The sequence below is a fragment of the Serratia bockelmannii genome (assembly GCF_051803255.1).
Taxonomy (GTDB): Bacteria; Pseudomonadota; Gammaproteobacteria; order Enterobacterales; family Enterobacteriaceae; genus Serratia; species Serratia bockelmannii.
The window spans coordinates 494325-511720 of sequence record NZ_CP196512.1 but is presented as its reverse complement, the minus strand read 5'-3'; the positions used below and the strand labels follow the sequence as shown (position 1 = coordinate 511720).

Here is a 17396-nt window from a genome sequence, read left to right as displayed (position 1 = left end):
GCTGCGCCCTACCATTTCCCCAGCAGCGCCACCACGCCGGCGGCCTCTTGCGCCAGGCGTTCGTCGCTCATGTCGAATACGCCCTGCACCAAATGCGGCGGCAGGTAATCCATGCCGGTCAGGTTGGCCATGGCGTGGAACGGCAGCAGCAGATCCTGCACCGGATAACGGTTGTACCCTTCCGCCGTATAAGCCTGCGCGTTACCGCCGGTGCTCACCACCAGCTGCAACGGCTTGCCGTGCAGTTTAGTGCCCTCGCTGCCGTAGGCGAAACCGTAGGTTAATACCGCATCCTGCCATTCGCTGAGGATCGCCGGCGAGCTGTACCAGTAAAACGGGAACAGCATCACTACCGCATCGTGGCTCTGCAGCAACTCCTGTTCACGCGCCACGTCGATGCGGTAATCCGGGTACGCGCGGATCAGCTCATGTACGGTCACGTTAGGCAGCGTGCGTACGGCCTCGATCAGCGCCTGGTTAATGCGTGACTCGTCGGGGGTGCGGTGGGCGGTTAACACTAAAATGCGTGGCATAACGATTCCTCGGTCATAAGAAGATGAGGGCATTTTTCCATTTCCGCCGCTTCGGGTGTAGGCTGTTAGAGGTCACTTCAATTTCAACCGAAAGTATCAACCACTATGTCGCTGCCCTTTGACGTGCATCGCCTGTTGCCGGCCTTCCTCGCCGCCGCGCAGGCGCAAAATTTCTCCGCCGCCGCCCGCCAGCTGGGCGTGACGCCGGCGGCGGTCAGCAAAAACATCCGCGCGCTGGAAGAGAAGCTGGCGCTGCGGCTGTTTCAGCGCAACACCCACAACGTGTTGCTGACCGACGAGGGCAAAGCGCTGCTGGCACAGGTAGCGCCGCTGTGGCAGGCGTTGGCGGCGACGCTGGAAAGCGCCGGCGGCGAACGGCAGGCGCCTGCCGGCGTGGTGCGCGTCACGATGATCCCCGGCTTCGGCCGCCAGATGCTGATGCCGTTGATCCCGCAATTTCTGGCACGCTACCCGCAGATCGATCTCGATCTGTCGCTGGATGCCCGGGTGGTGAATCTGGTGGGCGAAGGTTTCGACGTCGGCATCGGCAGCCGGGTCGATCCCGACAGCCGGCTGGTGGCCCGCCCGCTCTACCCGATGCACATGGTGCTGGCGGCATCGCCGGACTATCTGGCGCGGCGCGGTGAACCGCAAACGCCGCACGATCTGCTGCGGCACGACTGCCTGCTGCACCGCAACCCGGCCAACGGCCGCCACGTCAAATGGCAGCTGCGCCATCAGGGCGAAACGCTGGCGCTGGATCTGAACGGCCGGCTGGTGGTCAGCCGCCCGGAGATGTTGCTGGATGCGGCGCTGGCCGGGCTCGGCATCGTCAACCTGGCGCACTGGTACGTCGAGAAACACTTCGTGCAGGGCACGCTGCGGCCGGTGCTGGCGGAATGCTGGCCGCGCCCGGTGCAGCTGTGGCTCTATTACGCTTCGGCGGATCTGCCGCCGCGGGTGCGCGTCTGGGTCGATTTTCTGCTGGAACATTTTCGCGATCGGCCAACCGGCGATTGACGTCTGTTCAGCTTGCACACGCTCTTCCGTTTTCCTTGTTCTACATCAAAAGAATCGCGCCAATATCTATATATAGTGCATTAAGAATTGCGAACACCTATATATAGTAGTTATCCACAAAATCATCCACACGCCGCCACAGCCCTTGCGCGCTGCGGCTTTGCCCTGTGGATAAGCGAAATTTGACGGTTGCTCGCCATGCCAGGCGGGTATGAACGCTCCCTCGGGGAACAAGGAGTACAACGTGAAACCAGTAGTGATTAAGCGGGACGGTTGCCAGGTACCTTTTGACGAAGCGCGCATCGCGCAGGCCATCGAGCGCGCCGCGCTGGCGGTGGGCGTGGTCGATGCCGACTACTGCGCTACCGTCGCCCGCGTGGTCGCTCAGCGCATGGAGCTGCAGCCGCGCGTCGATATCCACGAGATCCAGCAGGCGGTGGAAAACCAGCTGATGGCCGGTGAATACAAACAGCTGGCGCGCGCCTATATCGAATACCGCCACGATCGCGACGTGGCGCGCGAGCTGCGCGGCCGCCTGAACCAGGAAATTCGCGGCCTGGTCGAGCAAAGCAACCGCGCGCTGCTGAACGAGAACGCCAACAAGGACAGCAAGGTGATCCCCACCCAGCGCGACCTGTTGGCGGGCATCGTCGCCAAACACTACGCCAAGCAGCACATCCTGCCGCGCGACGTGGTGCTGGCCCATGAACGCGGCGAAATTCACTACCACGATCTCGACTACTCGCCGTTCTTCCCGATGTTCAACTGCATGCTGATCGATCTGAAAGGCATGCTGACCAACGGCTTCAAGATGGGCAACGCCGAGATTGAGCCGCCGAAGTCGATCTCCACCGCCACCGCCGTGACCGCGCAGATCATCGCCCAGGTCGCCAGCCATATTTATGGCGGCACCACCATCAACCGCATCGATGAAATCCTGGCGCCGTTCGTCGACGAGAGCTTCCGCAAACACCTGCAGGTGGCGGAAGCGTGGCAGATCCCGGATGCCAAAGGCTATGCCATGGCGCGTACCGAGAAAGAGTGTTACGACGCCTTCCAGTCGCTGGAGTACGAGGTCAACACCCTGCACACCGCCAACGGCCAGACGCCGTTCGTCACCTTCGGCTTCGGCCTTGGCACCAGCTGGGAGTCGCGCCTGATCCAGCGCTCAATCCTGAAAAACCGCATCGCCGGGCTGGGCAAAAACCGCAAGACCGCCGTGTTCCCCAAGCTGGTGTTCGCCATCCGCGACGGCCTCAACCACCAGTACGGCGATCCGAACTACGACATCAAGCAGCTGGCGCTGGAGTGCGCCAGCAAGCGCATGTACCCGGACATCCTCAACTACGATCAGGTGGTGAAGGTCACCGGCTCGTTCAAAACGCCGATGGGCTGCCGCAGCTTCCTCGGCACCTACGAGCAGGACGGCGAGCTGGTGCACGACGGCCGCAACAACATCGGCGTCATCAGCCTCAACCTGCCGCGCATCGCGCTGGAGGCGATGGGCGATGAGTCGCGCTTCTGGGCGCTGTTGGATCAGCGCCTGCAGCTGGCGAAAAAGGCGCTGATGACGCGCATCGCCCGGCTGGAAGGCATCAAGGCGCGGGTGGCGCCAATCTTGTACATGGAAGGCGCCTGCGGCGTGCGGCTCAAGGCCGACGACAATATCGCGGATATCTTCAAGAATGGCCGCGCCTCGATTTCGCTGGGCTACATCGGCCTGCACGAGACCATCAATGCGCTGTTCGGCGGCAAAAACCACGTGTATGACGACGAGGCGCTGCGCGCCAAAGCGGTGGCGATCGTCGCGCGGCTGCGCGCCGCCGTCGACGCCTGGAAAAACGAGACCGGCTACGGCTTCAGCCTCTACAGCACGCCGAGCGAAAACCTGTGCGATCGCTTCTGCCGGCTGGACACCGCCGATTTCGGCGTGGTGCCGGGCGTCACCGACAAGGGCTATTACACCAACAGCTTCCACCTCGACGTGGAGAAGAAGGTCAATCCGTACGACAAGCTGGACTTCGAAGCGCCCTACCCGCCGTTGGCCAGCGGCGGCTTCATCTGCTACGGCGAGTACCCGAACCTGCAGCACAACCTGAAGGCGCTGGAAGACGTGTGGGACTACAGCTACACCCGGGTGCCTTACTACGGCACCAACACGCCGATCGACGAGTGCTACGAATGCGGCTTCACCGGTGAATTCTCCTGCACCAGCAAAGGCTTCACCTGCCCGAAATGCGGCAACCACGACTCGGCCAAGGTCTCGGTCACCCGCCGGGTGTGCGGCTATCTCGGCAGCCCCGATGCCCGGCCGTTCAACGCCGGCAAGCAGGAAGAGGTGAAACGCCGGGTGAAACACCTCGGCAACGGGCAGCTCGGCTGAAAAGCGCCGTGCAGCCTAGGCAGAAGCCTGTTCATCAGGCGTGATTGTCACAGCCAGTTTGCCTTCGGCCAGCGCACACCAACCGCAGCGTACACGCAGTACGTGAGGATTGGGAGCCCTGCCCGGAGGCAAAATGGCCAGTAAAATAGCCTGATGGGCAGGCCTCACATGAATTATCACCAGTATTACCCGATCGACGTCGTCAACGGCCCCGGCACCCGCTGCACGCTGTTTGTCGCCGGCTGCGTGCACCAGTGCTCCGGTTGCTACAACAAAAGCACCTGGCGGCTCAACTCCGGCCAGCCGTTTACCCCAGCGCTGGAAGACCGCATCATCGCCGACCTGAACGATACGCGCGTGCCGCGCCAGGGGCTGTCGCTCTCCGGCGGCGATCCGCTGCACCCGGCCAACGTGCCGAGCATCTTGCAACTGGTGAAACGGGTACGCGCCGAATGCCCCGGCAAGGATATCTGGCTGTGGACCGGCTACCGGCTGGCGGAGCTGGACGCACAGCAAATGCAGGTGGTGGACAGGATCAACGTGCTGATCGACGGCAAGTTCGTGCAAGATTTGAAAGACCCAGCGCTGATTTGGCGCGGCAGCAGCAATCAGGTGGTGCATAGGTTGCGATGAGCTGATAGTGCATATTTCAACATGTGTTAGCTCTAGCTTGACTTCGCGCAGCTAGGGCACAGAGCCAATCTGACAGGCGGATCTGTGCCAAAAGCAGACGTTATTAACACTGTGGTGCGTTAATAATGTAGGGTAGAACAGCTCCCAGAGCTTTATACAAAAATAAAAGAGTTATTATTTCTGTTCAACCTCAACTTTTTCGACAACAAAGCCATCTTTGCGGAAAAAATCCAAAACTCGTTCAATGTTACCTATACCCCATTGATTGGATATGACTATTATTTCACCTGACTCGAGCTCAATAAGATCATCGTCATTCATATGGTATCTATTCTTTCTCTCATCACTAATACATTCAGCTAAAGCTATCGTACGATTTTTTATGACTCCAAATAATTTTTCCCTCAGTTCATCGAAATTAGCAGGATTATTCTTCTCTATCCAATCAGTAAAGATCTCCAAAGCAAGATTCCTTTTATTTAGGACAAGTCCTTTGTATCTATAACTTGAGTAATCCTTTTCTGATTTTTTAGAGTTGGCAATCTGCTCTATACGCTTCTCTCTAAATCTAACTTGGTATTCGTTCAGCTCGGGGACCGGTATTATCTGTTCAGCATTAATTAGAACCTCACCTTTAAAATTATAAGGTGTAATTTTCACGCAGCTAATATCAACACCTTTATCTCTTAACCAAATCGCCGTAGTAGTAAGTTCCTTACTAAATCCAGCCGATGCTAATATAACTCTTATATCTTTACCAAAGTCGACAAGCTCCGTATCTGGAAGCTCAACAAAGTCTAGTATTTTTTCTTTAGCATCAATATCAATATTATTTTTAGAAAGGTAGTCCTGATAATACTCACATGCTTTAGAAAAACTCATAGTAGATATCATCGCCGCATATCTTAATGCTTGGAGTTCCATATGAGCACCAAACTCATCACGTTTTAATTCTATTACTACAAGGTTTGCCTGTTTATCAATAGCTAATATGTCAATCCTTCTCCGACTATCTTCCCAGTCAGAAAATTCTTCGGCTATGACAAGACAATCGGGTGCCAATATGGTGATGTTATTTTTAATTGCCGCTTGCAAATCATAACGTTCTTGCAATCCCTCAATAGAAAATGAGGTTCTCTCTAAAGGTGTCAATATTTTGTTGGAAATATTATATAATGCCACAAAAACTCCTTTTTAAACCTAACTGAATATCACTAAATAAACCGTCAATTATCACCTCTTCTTATTAAGAAGATACCTCTAGTGTGACTTGTGCGCCAATGAAAAACTCACGTATTCTCCCTGCTAAAAGCCGCCTGGCAGTTCTATCTATAGACGCTGCCAGCCCAACCCTGAACGAATCCTCCTCAAAACTCTCGCCAATAACGCCCCCGGATTTTCTTCTTGAATAAAGCCATTCGTTTTTCTACCTCCGAATGGCTGAGATAAACCGCGGTGCCGTTTCTTAAGCGTTCAAGGGCGGCATCCACCCTTTCACGCAGCGCTTGCTCCAACAACATCGCCTCTACGTCCATTTCAGGTTTATTTCGCTGTTCCATTTCCATCTCCTCCGTTGAGACAGCACCGAGTCACAAATCCGTTACACCAACCCCATCCCCACCACGCCGGTCAGTACGCCGCACAGCACCACCAGCGCCGCCGTCAGGCACAGCGCCCGGGCGGAGAAGGCCTTGTTGAGCATCAACAGCGAAGGCAGGCTGACCGCCGGCAGGGTCATCAGCAGCGCCAGCGCCGGGCCTGCGCCCATGCCCGCTAGCATCATGGTCTGCACGATCGGGATCTCCGCCGCGGTGGGGATAACGAACAGGCAGCCGACGATCGCCAGGCCGATGATCCACAGCAGGCTATTGTCGACGGCGCCGTCGGCGTGCGGGAACAGCCAGACCCGCGCAGCGCCCAGCGCCAGCACCGCCAGTACGTAGATCGGGATGGTCGACCAAAACAGCGCCCACAGCGCTTTGCCCCAGCGGGCGAGAAACGGCCGTTCGTCGCTCTGCGCCGTCATCACCGGCGGCTGCGGCGCGGCGGGCTGCGGGTCCTGGGCGGTTACGCGCTGCACCAGCCAGGCGATGCCCAGCACCATCACCACGCCCGCCACCAGACGGATGGCGGCGAACGGCCAACCGAGCACAAACCCCATAAACACCAGCGTCGCCGGGTTCAATACCGGGTTGGCGAGCCAAAAGGCCAGCGCGGCGCCGCTGGATACCGACTGGCGGCGCATGCCGGCGGCAACCGGCGCGGCGCAGCAGGTGCACATCATGCCCGGCAGCGCGATCAGCGCCCCCAGCACGGTGCCGGAAAAACGCCGGTGGCCGAGCGTGCGCGCCAGCCAGTCGCGCGGGATCAGCACCTGCACCAGCGAACCTAACAACACCCCGAGCAGCGCCGCCTTCCACACCGCGGTGAAGTAGACCAGCGCGTACTGCCAGGCCGCCAGCCAGGGGCTCGCGGCGCCGTCGGCCAGGATCGATTTGCCGATCGAGTGGCTGTCCGCCGCCACGAAGGCCTTGCCGTAGTAAGGCTGCCATTTGACGTAGTAGAGGCCGACGGCCACCACCAGCAGAAACAGGATCGGTTTCCACAGCGGCCAGGCGCGTGGGGCGGGTTCAGGGGCGTTCAGAGGTTGCGGCATGGTAGCGGCCAGAGTCAGTCAACAGAGGCGCCAGCATAGCGCGCCGTCGCCGCCCGTGCACGCCTGGGCTGTCCTAAATAGTTCATCTGTTCGCCACCGAGGCGTAACGCGATTGTCATCTGCGCCCGGCACCATGATGCCAACTTGAAAACCACAGGGTAGACGCCCGATGAAACGCACCGCTTCCGCCTTCATCGCACAGCCATCGGTATGACGAGGTTTTTATTATGATGGAGTTATCTAGACATCCGACCACTTACCCCACCCGCTATCAGCAGATCGCCGCGCAGCTGGAACAGGAGCTGCGCACGCAGTACCGCTGCGGCGACTACCTGCCTTCGGAACAGCAGCTGGCCGAGCGTTACCAGGTCAATCGCCACACCCTGCGCCGCGCGGTGGATCAGCTGGTAGAGCGCGGCTGGCTGCAGCGCCGCCACGGCGTCGGCATTCTGGTGCTGATGCGGCCTTACGACTACCCGCTGCACGCCAACACCCGCTTCAGCCAGAACCTGTTCGAGCAGGGCAGCCACCCCACCAGTGAGCGCTTACTCGCTGTCTTGCGCCCGTGCAATGGGCATGTCGCCAGCGCGCTCTCGCGTGAAGAAGGCGAAATGGTGATCCACCTGCGCACCCTGCGCCGGGTCAACGGCGTGCCGATGAGCGTGATCGACCACTATCTGCCCGATCTGGACTGGTGGCCGGCGCTGCAGCAGTTCCACAGCGGTTCGCTGCACCAGTTTATCGAACAGCACCTGCAGCAGCCGCTGACCCGCCGCCAGACGCGCATCAGCGCGCGCCGCGCGCAGGCCAAAGAGAGCCGGCTGCTAGAGATCGCCACCCACGCGCCGCTGCTGTGCGTGCGCACCCTTAACGTCCGCAGCGGCGGCGAAGACGTGGCGGAATACTCCGTCAGCCTGGCCCGCGCCGACATGATTGAACTGACGATGGAGCACTGAATGCAAGCCTTAGAGTCGAGACAACGCTGGATGTCGGTGCTGGCGCACAGCCGGCCCGAGCAGCTGCGCAGCCACTGGCAGGCGCTGAACCTCAGCCCGGGTTACCGCAGCATCCGCGCGCCGGAGATCGGCCTGGCCCAGCTGCAGGGGCGCATGGGCGCCACCGGCCGCCGCTTCGTGTTGGGGGACATGACGGTCACCCGCGCGGTGGTGCAGCTGGACAACGGCGGCTACGGCTACAGCTATATCGCCGGGCGCGACAAGGCGCACGCCGAGCTGTGCGCGCTGGCCGATGCGCTGCTGCAACAACCGGAACACGGCGAACGCCTGCAACAACAGCTGATCGCGCCGCTGGCCGCGCTGCAGCACGAGCAGCGCCAGCTGCGCGCCCGGGCGATCGCCGCCAGCCGGGTGGACTTCTTTACGCTGGTGCGAGGGGATTAAGCCATGAGTTTATTGACCGGTTTTGAACAACCGATAGACCAATCGCAGCACGCTTTCCGTTTGATTCTTAAAGCCTTGAGCGAACCGGGCCATCGGGTGACGCTGCCGTCCGGCCCGGCCTGGGCGCCGCTGAACGCCGCCAGCACCGCCGCGCTGCTGACGCTGGCCGATCAGGAAACGCCGCTGCAGCTGTGCGCTGCGCTCAAAAGTGAGCAAGTGCTAACAAACATTCGTTTTCACAGCGGCGCGCCGCTGGCCGCCACGGCGCAGGAGGTCTGTTTTGCCCTGTTCGATGAGCACGTGCAGGCCGCCGATCTGCAGGCGTTGCCGCACGGCACGGAAATCTCGCCGGAATGCGGCGCCACGGTGGTGGTGCAGCTTGCTGAGCTGGAGAACGGCGCTGCGCTGCGCCTGACCGGCCCCGGCATCGAGAGCCAACGCCTGATTGCGCCGCGTCTGCCGCCGGCGCTGCTCGATTACCTGGTCAACCGCCCGCAGCGCTTCCCGCTGGGGCTGGATATTTTGCTGACCTGCGGCGATCGCCTGCTGGCGATCCCGCGGACCACCCGCGTGGAGGTGTGCTGATGTACGTAGCGGTAAAAGGGGGCGAAAAAGCCATTGAGGCCGCCCATCAGCTGCAGGAACAGCTGCGGCGCGGCGACGAGGCGCTGCCGGCGATCGGCGCGGAACACATCGAACAGCAGCTGGGGCTGGCGGTGGATCGGGTGATGACCGAAGGCGGCATCTACGATCGCGAGCTGGCGGCGCTGGCCATCAAACAGGCCAGCGGCGATCTGGTGGAGGCGATCTTCCTGCTGCGCGCCTATCGCACCACCCTGCCGCGCCTGGCGGTCAGCGAGCCGCTGGCCAGCGAAAGCATGCGGCTGGAGCGGCGCATCTCGGCGGTTTACAAGGACTTGCCCGGCGGGCAGGTGCTGGGGCCGACCTACGACTACACCCACCGGCTGCTGGACTTCGCGCTGCTGGCAGAAGGCGAGGCGCCGCGCGCGCCGCAGGCCGACGAACCGCTGCCGGACAACTGCAGCCACGTGTTCGATCTGTTGTGTCGCCAGCAGCTGGCGCGGGAGGAACAGGACGACGGCAGCGCGCCGGACGACATCACCCGCAACCCGCCGGTTTACCCCTGTTCGCGCTCGGCGCGCCTGCAGCAGCTGGTGCGCGGCGACGAAGGTTTTCTGCTGGCGCTCGGCTACGCCACCCAGCGCGGCTACGGCCGCAACCACCCGTTCGCCGGCGAGATCCGCACCGGCCACGTTTCGGTGGAGATCGTGCCTGAAGAGCTCGGTTTCGCCATCGATATCGGCGAAATCCTGCTGACCGAGTGCGAAATGGTCAACGGCTTCGTCGATCCAAAGGACCATCCGCCGCACTTCACCCGCGGTTACGGGCTGGTATTCGGCCGCGCCGAACGTAAGGCGATGGCGATGGCGTTGGTGGACCGCGCATTGCAAAGCCCCGACTACGGCGAAGGCGTCGCCGGCCCGGCGCAGGACGAAGAGTTCGTGCTGGCCCACGCCGACAACGTCGAGGCCGCCGGCTTCGTCTCCCATCTCAAGCTGCCGCACTACGTCGACTTCCAGGCCGAATTGGAACTGCTCAAGCGGCTGCGGCAGGAATACAGCGAGCGTCAGGAGGCCCGCGATGAGTGAAGTATTGACCGGCTATAACCTCGGCTATCTGGACGAGCAGACCAAGCGCATGATCCGCCGCGCCATCCTCAAGGCGGTGGCGATCCCCGGCTATCAGGTGCCGTTCGGCGGCCGCGAGATGCCGATGCCCTACGGCTGGGGCACCGGCGGCATCCAGCTCACCGCCAGCGTTATCGGCCGCGCCGACGTGCTGAAGGTGATCGACCAGGGCGCCGACGACACCACCAACGCGGTGTCGATCCGCCGCTTCTTCCAGCGCGTCGCCGGGGTGGAAACCACCGAACGCACGCCGGAGGCTACGCTGATCCAAACCCGTCACCGCATTCCGGAAACGGCGCTGCGCGAAGACCAGATCCTGATCTATCAGGTGCCGATCCCGGAGCCGCTGCGCTTTATCGAACCGCGCGAAACCGAGACCCGCAAGATGCACGCGCTGGAGGAGTACGGCGTGATGCAGGTGAAGCTGTATGAAGACATCGCGCGCTACGGCCATATCGCCACCACCTACGCCTACCCGGTGAAGGTCAACGATCGCTACGTGATGGATCCGTCGCCGATCCCGAAATTCGACAACCCGAAAATGCACATGATGCCGGCGCTGCAGCTGTTCGGCGCCGGGCGCGAGAAACGCATCTACGCCCTGCCGCCGTTTACCAAGGTGGAGAGCCTGGACTTCGACGACCATCCGTTCAGCGTGCAGCAGTGGGACGAACCCTGCGCGCTGTGCGGCTCGCGCCACAGCTACCTGGACGAGGTGGTGCTCGACGATCAAGGCAACCGCATGTTCGTCTGTTCGGACACCGACTACTGCCGGCAGCAGCTGGCGCAATCTTCGCAAGAGGCGCAGCACTGATGACTTCCACCCCTTTGAGCACCACCCCGCTGCTGTCGGTGAACCGGCTCACCCACCTGTACGCCCCCGGCAAGGGCTTCAGCGACGTGTCGTTCGACATCTACCCCGGTGAAGTGCTGGGCATCGTCGGCGAATCCGGCTCCGGCAAAACCACGCTGCTGAAGTCGATCTCGGCGCGGCTGGCGCCGCAGCGCGGGCAGATCCTTTACCGCCCGCAGGCGGGCCAGGAACACGATCTGTACGCCATGGCGGAGAGCGATCGCCGCCGCTTGCTGCGCACCGACTGGGGCGTGGTGCACCAGCACCCGCTCGACGGGCTGCGGCCGCAGGTCTCCGCCGGCGGCAACATCGGCGAGCGGCTGATGGCCATCGGCCAGCGCCACTATGGCGACATTCGCCGCCAGGCCGGCCAGTGGCTGGAAGACGTCGAAATCCCGCTGTCGCGCCTCGACGATCTGCCGACCACCTTCTCCGGCGGCATGCAGCAGCGGCTGCAGATCGCCCGCAATCTGGTCACCCACCCCAAGCTGGTGTTTATGGATGAGCCGACCGGCGGGCTGGACGTATCGGTGCAGGCGCGCCTGCTCGATCTGCTGCGCAACCTGGTGGTGGAAATGCAGCTGGCAGCGGTGATCGTCACCCACGATCTCGGCGTGGCGCGGCTGCTGGCCCACCGTCTGCTGGTGATGAAACAGGGCGAAGTGGTGGAGAGCGGCCTGACCGACCGAGTACTGGACGATCCGCACCATCCTTACACCCAGCTGCTGGTTTCTTCGGTGCTGTCGTAACCCAAGGCGATAACAGATGACTATGCAAATCCGAGTTGAACATCTCAGTAAAACCTTTGTGCTGCATCAGCAGTACGGCACCCGCCTGCCGGTGCTGCACGACGCCAACCTGACGGTCCACGGCGGCGAATGCGTGGTGCTGCACGGCCACTCCGGCAGCGGCAAATCCACCCTGCTGCGTTCGCTGTACGCCAACTACCTGCCGGACAGTGGCCATATCTGGATCCACCACCAGGGCGACTGGCTGGACATGGTCAGCGCCGATGCGCGCCAAATTCTGGCGGTGCGCCGCCATACGCTGGGCTGGGTCAGCCAGTTCCTGCGGGTGATCCCACGCATCAGCGCGCTGGAGGTGGTGATGCAGCCGCTGCTGGAACAGGGCGTCGAGCGCGCCGAGTGCCGCGACCGCGCCGAAGCGCTGCTCGCTGCGCTCAACGTGCCGCCGCGCCTGTGGCCGCTGGCGCCGTCCACCTTCTCCGGCGGCGAGCAGCAGCGGGTGAACATCGCGCGCGGCTTTATCGTCGATTACCCCATTCTGTTGCTGGATGAACCGACCGCCTCGCTCGACAGCCGCAACAGCGCGGCGGTGGTGCAGCTTATCGAACGCGCCAAGGCGCGCGGCGCGGCGATCGTCGGCATTTTTCATGATGAAGGCGTCCGCCAACAGGTCGCCGACCGGCTTTATGATATGCAGGCGCCACAGGCGCTGGAGGCCCTCTGATGATCGTCAATAACGTTAAGCTGGTGCTGGATGACCAGGTGGTGCAAGGCTCGCTGGAGATGCAGGACGGCGTGATCCGCAGCTTCGCCGACGGCCCGAGCCGGCTGCCGCAGGCGCTGGACGGCGACGGCGGCTGGCTGCTACCGGGGCTGATCGAGCTGCACACCGACAACCTGGACAAGTTCTTCACCCCGCGCCCGAACGTCGACTGGCCGGCCCATTCGGCGATGAGCAGCCACGATGCGCTGATGGTGGCCAACGGCATCACCACGGTGCTGGACGCGGTGGCGATCGGCGACGTGCGCGACGGCGGCCACCGGCTGGAAAACCTGCAAAAGATGATCGACGCGGTGATCCACAGCCAGCGCGCCGGGGTGAACCGCGCCGAGCACCGGCTGCATCTGCGCTGCGAGCTGCCGCACGAGAGCACCCTGCCGCTGTTCGAACAGCTGATGGACAAGCCGGGCGTGTCGCTGGTGTCGCTGATGGACCATTCGCCGGGCCAGCGCCAGTTCGCCTCGCGCGAAAAGTACCGCGAATATTATCAGGGCAAATACCACCTCAACGACCAGCAGATGGGCGAGTACGAGGAGCAGCAGGTCGCCCTGTCCGCCCGCTGGGCCGCGCCGAACCGCGAGGCGATCGCCGCCCACTGCCGCGCACGCCGCATCTCGCTGGCCAGCCATGACGACGCCACCGCCGCGCACGTGGCCGAATCCTGCGCGCTGGGCAGCGCCATCGCCGAGTTCCCCACCACCGAGGCGGCCGCCCGCGCCTCGCACCAGCAGGGCCTGCAAGTGCTGATGGGCGCGCCGAACATCGTGCGCGGCGGTTCGCACTCCGGCAACGTGGCGGCGCACCACCTGGCGGCGCTGGGGGTGCTGGATATTCTCTCTTCCGATTATTACCCGGCCAGCCTGCTGGACGCGGCGTTTCGCCTCGCGGCAGACGAGCGCAACGCCTACGATCTGCCCCAGGCGGTGCGCATGATCACCCGCAACCCGGCACGGGCGCTGGATCTGCAGGATCGCGGCTCCCTCGCCGAAGGGCTGCGGGCGGATCTGGTGCTGGCGCGGCCGCACGGCGAGCACGTTTATGTGCAGAACGTGTGGCGCCAGGGCAGGCAGGTGTTCTGATGGCGCGGCTCATCTATCTGATGGGGCCTTCCGGCGCAGGCAAAGACAGCCTGCTGGCCGCACTGCGGGCCGACGCCGACCGCGCGCCGCTGGTGGCGCACCGTTACATCACCCGGCCGGCAGATGCCGGCTGCGAGAATCACATCGCGCTGAGCGAACCCGAATTTCTGCGCCGCCGCGCCAAGGGGCTGTTCGCGCTCGACTGGCAGGCCCACCAGCAGCACTACGCGTTCGGGATCGAAGTGGATCTTTGGCTGCTGCAGGGGATCGACGTGGCGGTCAACGGTTCGCGCGCCCACCTGCCGCAGGCGCAGCAGCGCTACGGTGCGCAGCTGCTGCCGGTATGCCTGCAGGTCAACGCCGCGATCCTGCGCCGGCGCCTGCAGGATCGCGGACGGGAAAGCGCTGAACAGATCGAGCAGCGGCTGGCGCGGGCGGCGGAATATCAGCAGAGTCTGCCCGCCGGCTGCCGGGTGCTGCACAACGACGGCCCACTCGACGATACCTTGGCGGCGCTGCTGGCGCTGCTGCCTACCGCCACCCGAGAAGCTCAGGATGCGACGCCATGAACGACTTTGCCCAGCCGAAAATCGGCGACAACGTGACCCTTAACCGCACCCGGCTCGGCCAGTATGTGCATCTGGCCGACGATGCGATCCTGGAAGAGGTGGAGATGGGGGACTACTCCTACACCGCCGGGCACAACCAGATCTTTTACGCCACAATCGGCAAGTTCGTCTCCATCGCCTCCTATGCGCGCATCAATCCCGGCAATCACCCGACCTACCAGCGCATCGCGCAGCACCACTTCACCTATCGCGCTTCCGAATACGGGCTGGGGGAAGACGACGCAGCATTCTTCGACTGGCGGCGCGAGCACCACGTCACCGTCGGCCACGACGTGTGGATCGGCCATAACGCCATCCTGATGCCGGGCGTCAGCGTCGGCAACGGCGCGGTGATCGGCAGCGCGGCGGTAGTCACCAAGGACGTGGAGCCTTACAGCATCGTCGCCGGCGTGGCGGCCAAAAAGATCGGCATGCGCTTCGACGATGCGCTGATAGAGCGTATCGAACGCAGCCAGTGGTGGCTCTGGGATCACGCCACGCTGCAGGCGCGGCTGGCGGATTTTCGCGACATCCACCGCTTTGCCCAGAAGTACCTTTAACGGAGGGGGGAGCGATGCACCTGACCTTTCTCGGCACCGGCGGCGCGCAGCAGGTGCCGGTGTTCGGCTGCGACTGCCTGAGCTGCCAACGGGCGCGGCGCGAGCCGGCATTTCGGCGGCGCGCGTGCAGCGCCATGCTCAACTATCAGGGGGAAACGACCTTATTGGATGCAGGATTGCCGGCTTTGGAGCGGCGATTTTCGGCGGGGCAAATTCAACGTTTTTTACTGACACATTACCACATGGATCACGTTCAGGGGTTATTTCCTTTGCGTTGGGGGTGCGGAAATTCCATTCCGGTGTATGGCCCGCCGGATGAACAGGGCTGCGACGACCTGTTCAAACACCCCGGCATTCTGGCGTTTCAGCCGCCGCTGGCGCCCTTCACCACCGTCGAGCTGGGCGGCATGCGCATCACCCCGCTGCCGCTGCAACACTCCAAACTGACCCACGGCTATCTGATCCAGGCGGCGGGCGCTGCGCTGGCCTACCTGACCGACACCGTCGGCCTGCCGCCGGCCACCGCCGACTATCTGCAGAACGTGGCGCTGGATCTGCTGGTGCTCGACTGCAGCCTGCCGCCTCAGCCGCAGGTGCCGCGCAACCACAACGACCTGACCCGTGCGCAGGAGACGCAGCGGTTGCTGCAGCCCAAGCGCACGCTGCTGACGCACATCAGCCATCATCTCGATCGATGGCTGCTGGACAACGAACTGCCCGCCGGGCTGGAGCTGGCGTTCGATCACCTCAGCGTCAGCCTCGGTAGCAGTGCAGCCGATCCGACTCCAGCACCCTGATCCCTTCGCCCGGCGTGAACGCCTGCTGCAGCAGCGTTTGCGCCACGTCTTTGGCGGAGACCGCGCGCCATTTGCCGGGCAGCAGCCTGAACAGCGGCAGCGTGAGGCGCTCCATCAGGCGCGGCGCGGGGCGATCCCCCACCAGCATGGAAGGCCGCACCAGCGTCAGGCGCGGCCAGTGCTGTTCGCGCAGCGCCTGCTCCATCTCGCCTTTGGTGCGGTTATACAGGAAGGTGGAATCCGCGTTGGCGCCCAGCGCGCTTACCACCAGACAGTGCTGCGCCCCCAACCGGCGGCCAGTCAGCGCGCTCTCCACCACCAGTTGGTAATCGACGTAGCGGAAGGCATCGGCGCTGCCCGCCGCCCGGCGGGTAGTGCCCAAGCAGCAGAACACCAGATCGACCGGCTGCTGCAGGCTACTCAGCAGCTCGAACAGCGCGTCGCCGACCGGATTGGTCAGCTTGCCGTGCGGCGGCAGCGGCGTGCGCGTCGGCGCCACGATGGCCGTTATCTGCGGATCGCTTTGCAACAACTGCAGCAACTCGCGCCCCACCAGCCCGGTTGCGCCGACTAACAGTGCTCGCGCCATGCAATCTCCCGTTGTAATCAATACGTCGACTTAAAGTATAGACCGCGCCCAATGCAGCTTCTTGCCGAAGCCGAGGGTGTTGTCGGTCATCTTCACCTCGTGCAGATCCAGCCGCCATACCGAGGCCTTCATCGCCCTGGCGATCGGGAAGCGCTTGCAGTAACGCGCGCGCGCCGCCTCGGCTTCTTCACCGCTCAGCAGCACCGCCTCGGCGCGGTATTGCACGCCGCGGATCAGCGCGATGCTTTTCGGCTTCGGCGCGATGGTGCCGACCACCCGGCCGTTGTTCAGCATCAGCCCGCCGTGGCGGGTGTGCGGTTCGGTCATCAGCCACAGCGCCATCGTCGCGGCGTCGAACACGTAAAAACAGTTGGCGCACCACATGTCGAGGCCGTCGCCGGCGCACAGCGTTAAGACGTGTTGCTTGCCGATGAAATCCGCAATCTGTTGCCGTTGTTCTGAGGTATTCAAGGTTACTCGCCTCCCGGTTCACTCACTTCATCTTACCCTGCGTTGTTGAGGCGAGTCACAAATAACGATAATCATCAAAAATCACACATGAATATAAACACAACAATAATGAATTTTTATTTATTTTTGCATAAAGCAGATTGATAACATAAAAAACACAAGGCGGATTTATTTGATCGTTATGTAGCCGGTTATTTGACCGCTTTTTTTATTCCTTTCCGAGCGCCATTGAAATTAAGCGCTTAAGGGCCGCGAGCATTAGCAATTCATTTACATGCCAACCTCTGGACCCGGATGATACTTATGCAATTCATTGCATAACAGGTGAATAGTTATTTATAAACACCGGCATTTATGTGACTTTCATCACGATTTTTAGCCCACCTTGCGTTAAAATAGCGCCATCTTTTCACTCAGCAAGGTGGATTAGAAAATGGAAAACAATAACCGAAAAATGGCGCACATCAGGCGCACAACCCATATTATGATGATGGCTCATCGCAGCTGCTTTAGTTTCGCATTCTTCAACTACAGATAACCCTCCCCCTCGCTCTTACGCCGTTGATAAGAGTGTCATT

21 protein-coding genes are annotated in these 17396 nt (G+C 61.9%); 15 read left to right on the top strand and 6 right to left on the bottom strand.

The window, feature by feature from the left end:
- Nucleotides 1-8: 8 nt before the first annotated feature.
- The gene (locus ACSJLU_RS02425) at nucleotides 9-533 is read right to left on the bottom strand and encodes an NAD(P)H-dependent oxidoreductase (RefSeq protein ID WP_380827529.1); all 525 of its coding nucleotides are present in this window, start codon (nucleotides 531-533) and stop codon (nucleotides 9-11) included.
- 105 nt (nucleotides 534-638) lie between these two features.
- Between ACSJLU_RS02425 and ACSJLU_RS02420 the strand changes: the two genes are divergently transcribed.
- From ACSJLU_RS02420 to nrdG, 3 genes are all read left to right on the top strand, one after another.
- The gene (locus ACSJLU_RS02420) at nucleotides 639-1553 is read left to right on the top strand and encodes a LysR family transcriptional regulator (protein WP_049294747.1); all 915 of its coding nucleotides are present in this window, start codon (nucleotides 639-641) and stop codon (nucleotides 1551-1553) included.
- Nucleotides 1554-1797: 244 nt separating this feature from the next.
- Nucleotides 1798-3936 carry an anaerobic ribonucleoside-triphosphate reductase gene (nrdD, locus tag ACSJLU_RS02415; protein WP_380827525.1) on the top strand — a complete coding sequence of 713 codons (2139 nt, stop codon included), beginning with the start codon at nucleotides 1798-1800 and terminating at the stop codon, nucleotides 3934-3936.
- A 168-nt stretch (nucleotides 3937-4104) separates the two neighbouring features.
- Nucleotides 4105-4569 carry an anaerobic ribonucleoside-triphosphate reductase-activating protein gene (nrdG, locus tag ACSJLU_RS02410; RefSeq protein ID WP_380827523.1) on the top strand — a complete coding sequence of 155 codons (465 nt, stop codon included), beginning with the start codon at nucleotides 4105-4107 and terminating at the stop codon, nucleotides 4567-4569.
- 174 nt (nucleotides 4570-4743) lie between these two features.
- Here nrdG and ACSJLU_RS02405 read toward each other — a convergent pair whose 3' ends face one another.
- The 3 genes from ACSJLU_RS02405 to ACSJLU_RS02395 form a co-directional block, all read right to left on the bottom strand.
- On the bottom strand, nucleotides 4744-5751 hold the full coding sequence (locus tag ACSJLU_RS02405) for a hypothetical protein (RefSeq protein ID WP_148123076.1): 1008 nt from the start codon (nucleotides 5749-5751) through the stop codon (nucleotides 4744-4746).
- Nucleotides 5752-5936: 185 nt separating this feature from the next.
- Nucleotides 5937-6128: a hypothetical protein gene (locus tag ACSJLU_RS02400; RefSeq protein WP_148123075.1), complete on the bottom strand. Its 192-nt coding sequence runs from the start codon at nucleotides 6126-6128 to the stop codon at nucleotides 5937-5939.
- A 41-nt stretch (nucleotides 6129-6169) separates the two neighbouring features.
- The gene (locus ACSJLU_RS02395; protein ID WP_148123074.1) at nucleotides 6170-7225 is read right to left on the bottom strand and encodes a permease; all 1056 of its coding nucleotides are present in this window, start codon (nucleotides 7223-7225) and stop codon (nucleotides 6170-6172) included.
- Nucleotides 7226-7452: 227 nt separating this feature from the next.
- Here ACSJLU_RS02395 and phnF point away from each other — a divergent pair, with 227 nt between their 5' ends.
- From phnF to phnP, 11 genes are read left to right on the top strand one after another with little or no spacing between them, the layout of a single operon-like run.
- Nucleotides 7453-8181: a phosphonate metabolism transcriptional regulator PhnF gene (gene phnF / locus ACSJLU_RS02390; protein WP_015376439.1), complete on the top strand. Its 729-nt coding sequence runs from the start codon at nucleotides 7453-7455 to the stop codon at nucleotides 8179-8181.
- On the top strand, nucleotides 8182-8625 hold the full coding sequence (gene phnG / locus ACSJLU_RS02385) for a phosphonate C-P lyase system protein PhnG (RefSeq protein ID WP_019453314.1): 444 nt from the start codon (nucleotides 8182-8184) through the stop codon (nucleotides 8623-8625). It begins immediately after the preceding gene.
- 3 nt (nucleotides 8626-8628) lie between these two features.
- Entirely contained in the window at nucleotides 8629-9210 is a 582-nt protein-coding gene (gene phnH, locus ACSJLU_RS02380) for a phosphonate C-P lyase system protein PhnH (RefSeq protein ID WP_197791140.1), read from the top strand.
- On the top strand, nucleotides 9210-10295 hold the full coding sequence (locus ACSJLU_RS02375) for a carbon-phosphorus lyase complex subunit PhnI (protein ID WP_197771009.1): 1086 nt from the start codon (nucleotides 9210-9212) through the stop codon (nucleotides 10293-10295). The genes phnH and ACSJLU_RS02375 overlap by 1 nt, the downstream gene beginning before the upstream one ends.
- Nucleotides 10288-11148, top strand: a complete 861-nt coding sequence (locus tag ACSJLU_RS02370) for an alpha-D-ribose 1-methylphosphonate 5-phosphate C-P-lyase PhnJ (RefSeq protein ID WP_019453317.1) — start codon at nucleotides 10288-10290, stop codon at nucleotides 11146-11148. The genes ACSJLU_RS02375 and ACSJLU_RS02370 overlap by 8 nt, the downstream gene beginning before the upstream one ends.
- On the top strand, nucleotides 11148-11936 hold the full coding sequence (gene phnK, locus ACSJLU_RS02365) for a phosphonate C-P lyase system protein PhnK (protein ID WP_033636845.1): 789 nt from the start codon (nucleotides 11148-11150) through the stop codon (nucleotides 11934-11936). Before ACSJLU_RS02370 ends, phnK begins: the two co-directional genes overlap by 1 nt.
- Before the next feature lie 16 nt (nucleotides 11937-11952).
- Nucleotides 11953-12657, top strand: coding sequence for a phosphonate C-P lyase system protein PhnL (gene phnL / locus ACSJLU_RS02360; protein ID WP_049208804.1), 705 nt, complete (start codon nucleotides 11953-11955; stop codon nucleotides 12655-12657).
- Nucleotides 12657-13793, top strand: coding sequence for an alpha-D-ribose 1-methylphosphonate 5-triphosphate diphosphatase (phnM, locus tag ACSJLU_RS02355; protein ID WP_380827516.1), 1137 nt, complete (start codon nucleotides 12657-12659; stop codon nucleotides 13791-13793). Before phnL ends, phnM begins: the two co-directional genes overlap by 1 nt.
- Nucleotides 13793-14362, top strand: a complete 570-nt coding sequence (gene phnN, locus ACSJLU_RS02350) for a ribose 1,5-bisphosphokinase (RefSeq protein WP_141997104.1) — start codon at nucleotides 13793-13795, stop codon at nucleotides 14360-14362. The genes phnM and phnN overlap by 1 nt, the downstream gene beginning before the upstream one ends.
- On the top strand, nucleotides 14359-14961 hold the full coding sequence (locus ACSJLU_RS02345; protein ID WP_151428331.1) for a DapH/DapD/GlmU-related protein: 603 nt from the start codon (nucleotides 14359-14361) through the stop codon (nucleotides 14959-14961). The genes phnN and ACSJLU_RS02345 overlap by 4 nt, the downstream gene beginning before the upstream one ends.
- 14 nt (nucleotides 14962-14975) lie before the next feature.
- Nucleotides 14976-15758, top strand: a complete 783-nt coding sequence (gene phnP, locus ACSJLU_RS02340) for a phosphonate metabolism protein PhnP (protein ID WP_380827512.1) — start codon at nucleotides 14976-14978, stop codon at nucleotides 15756-15758.
- Here phnP and ACSJLU_RS02335 read toward each other — a convergent pair.
- Nucleotides 15715-16347 carry an NAD(P)H-binding protein gene (locus ACSJLU_RS02335; protein ID WP_043139239.1) on the bottom strand — a complete coding sequence of 211 codons (633 nt, stop codon included), beginning with the start codon at nucleotides 16345-16347 and terminating at the stop codon, nucleotides 15715-15717. The genes phnP and ACSJLU_RS02335 overlap by 44 nt on opposite strands.
- A gap of 30 nt (nucleotides 16348-16377) precedes the next feature.
- Nucleotides 16378-16818: a YhbP family protein gene (locus ACSJLU_RS02330; protein WP_025305087.1), complete on the bottom strand. Its 441-nt coding sequence runs from the start codon at nucleotides 16816-16818 to the stop codon at nucleotides 16378-16380.
- Between the two features lie 433 nt (nucleotides 16819-17251).
- Here ACSJLU_RS02330 and speFL point away from each other — a divergent pair, with 433 nt between their 5' ends.
- Entirely contained in the window at nucleotides 17252-17356 is a 105-nt protein-coding gene (gene speFL, locus ACSJLU_RS02325) for a leader peptide SpeFL (protein ID WP_004933443.1), read from the top strand.
- The last annotated feature ends 40 nt before the right edge of the window (nucleotides 17357-17396 follow it).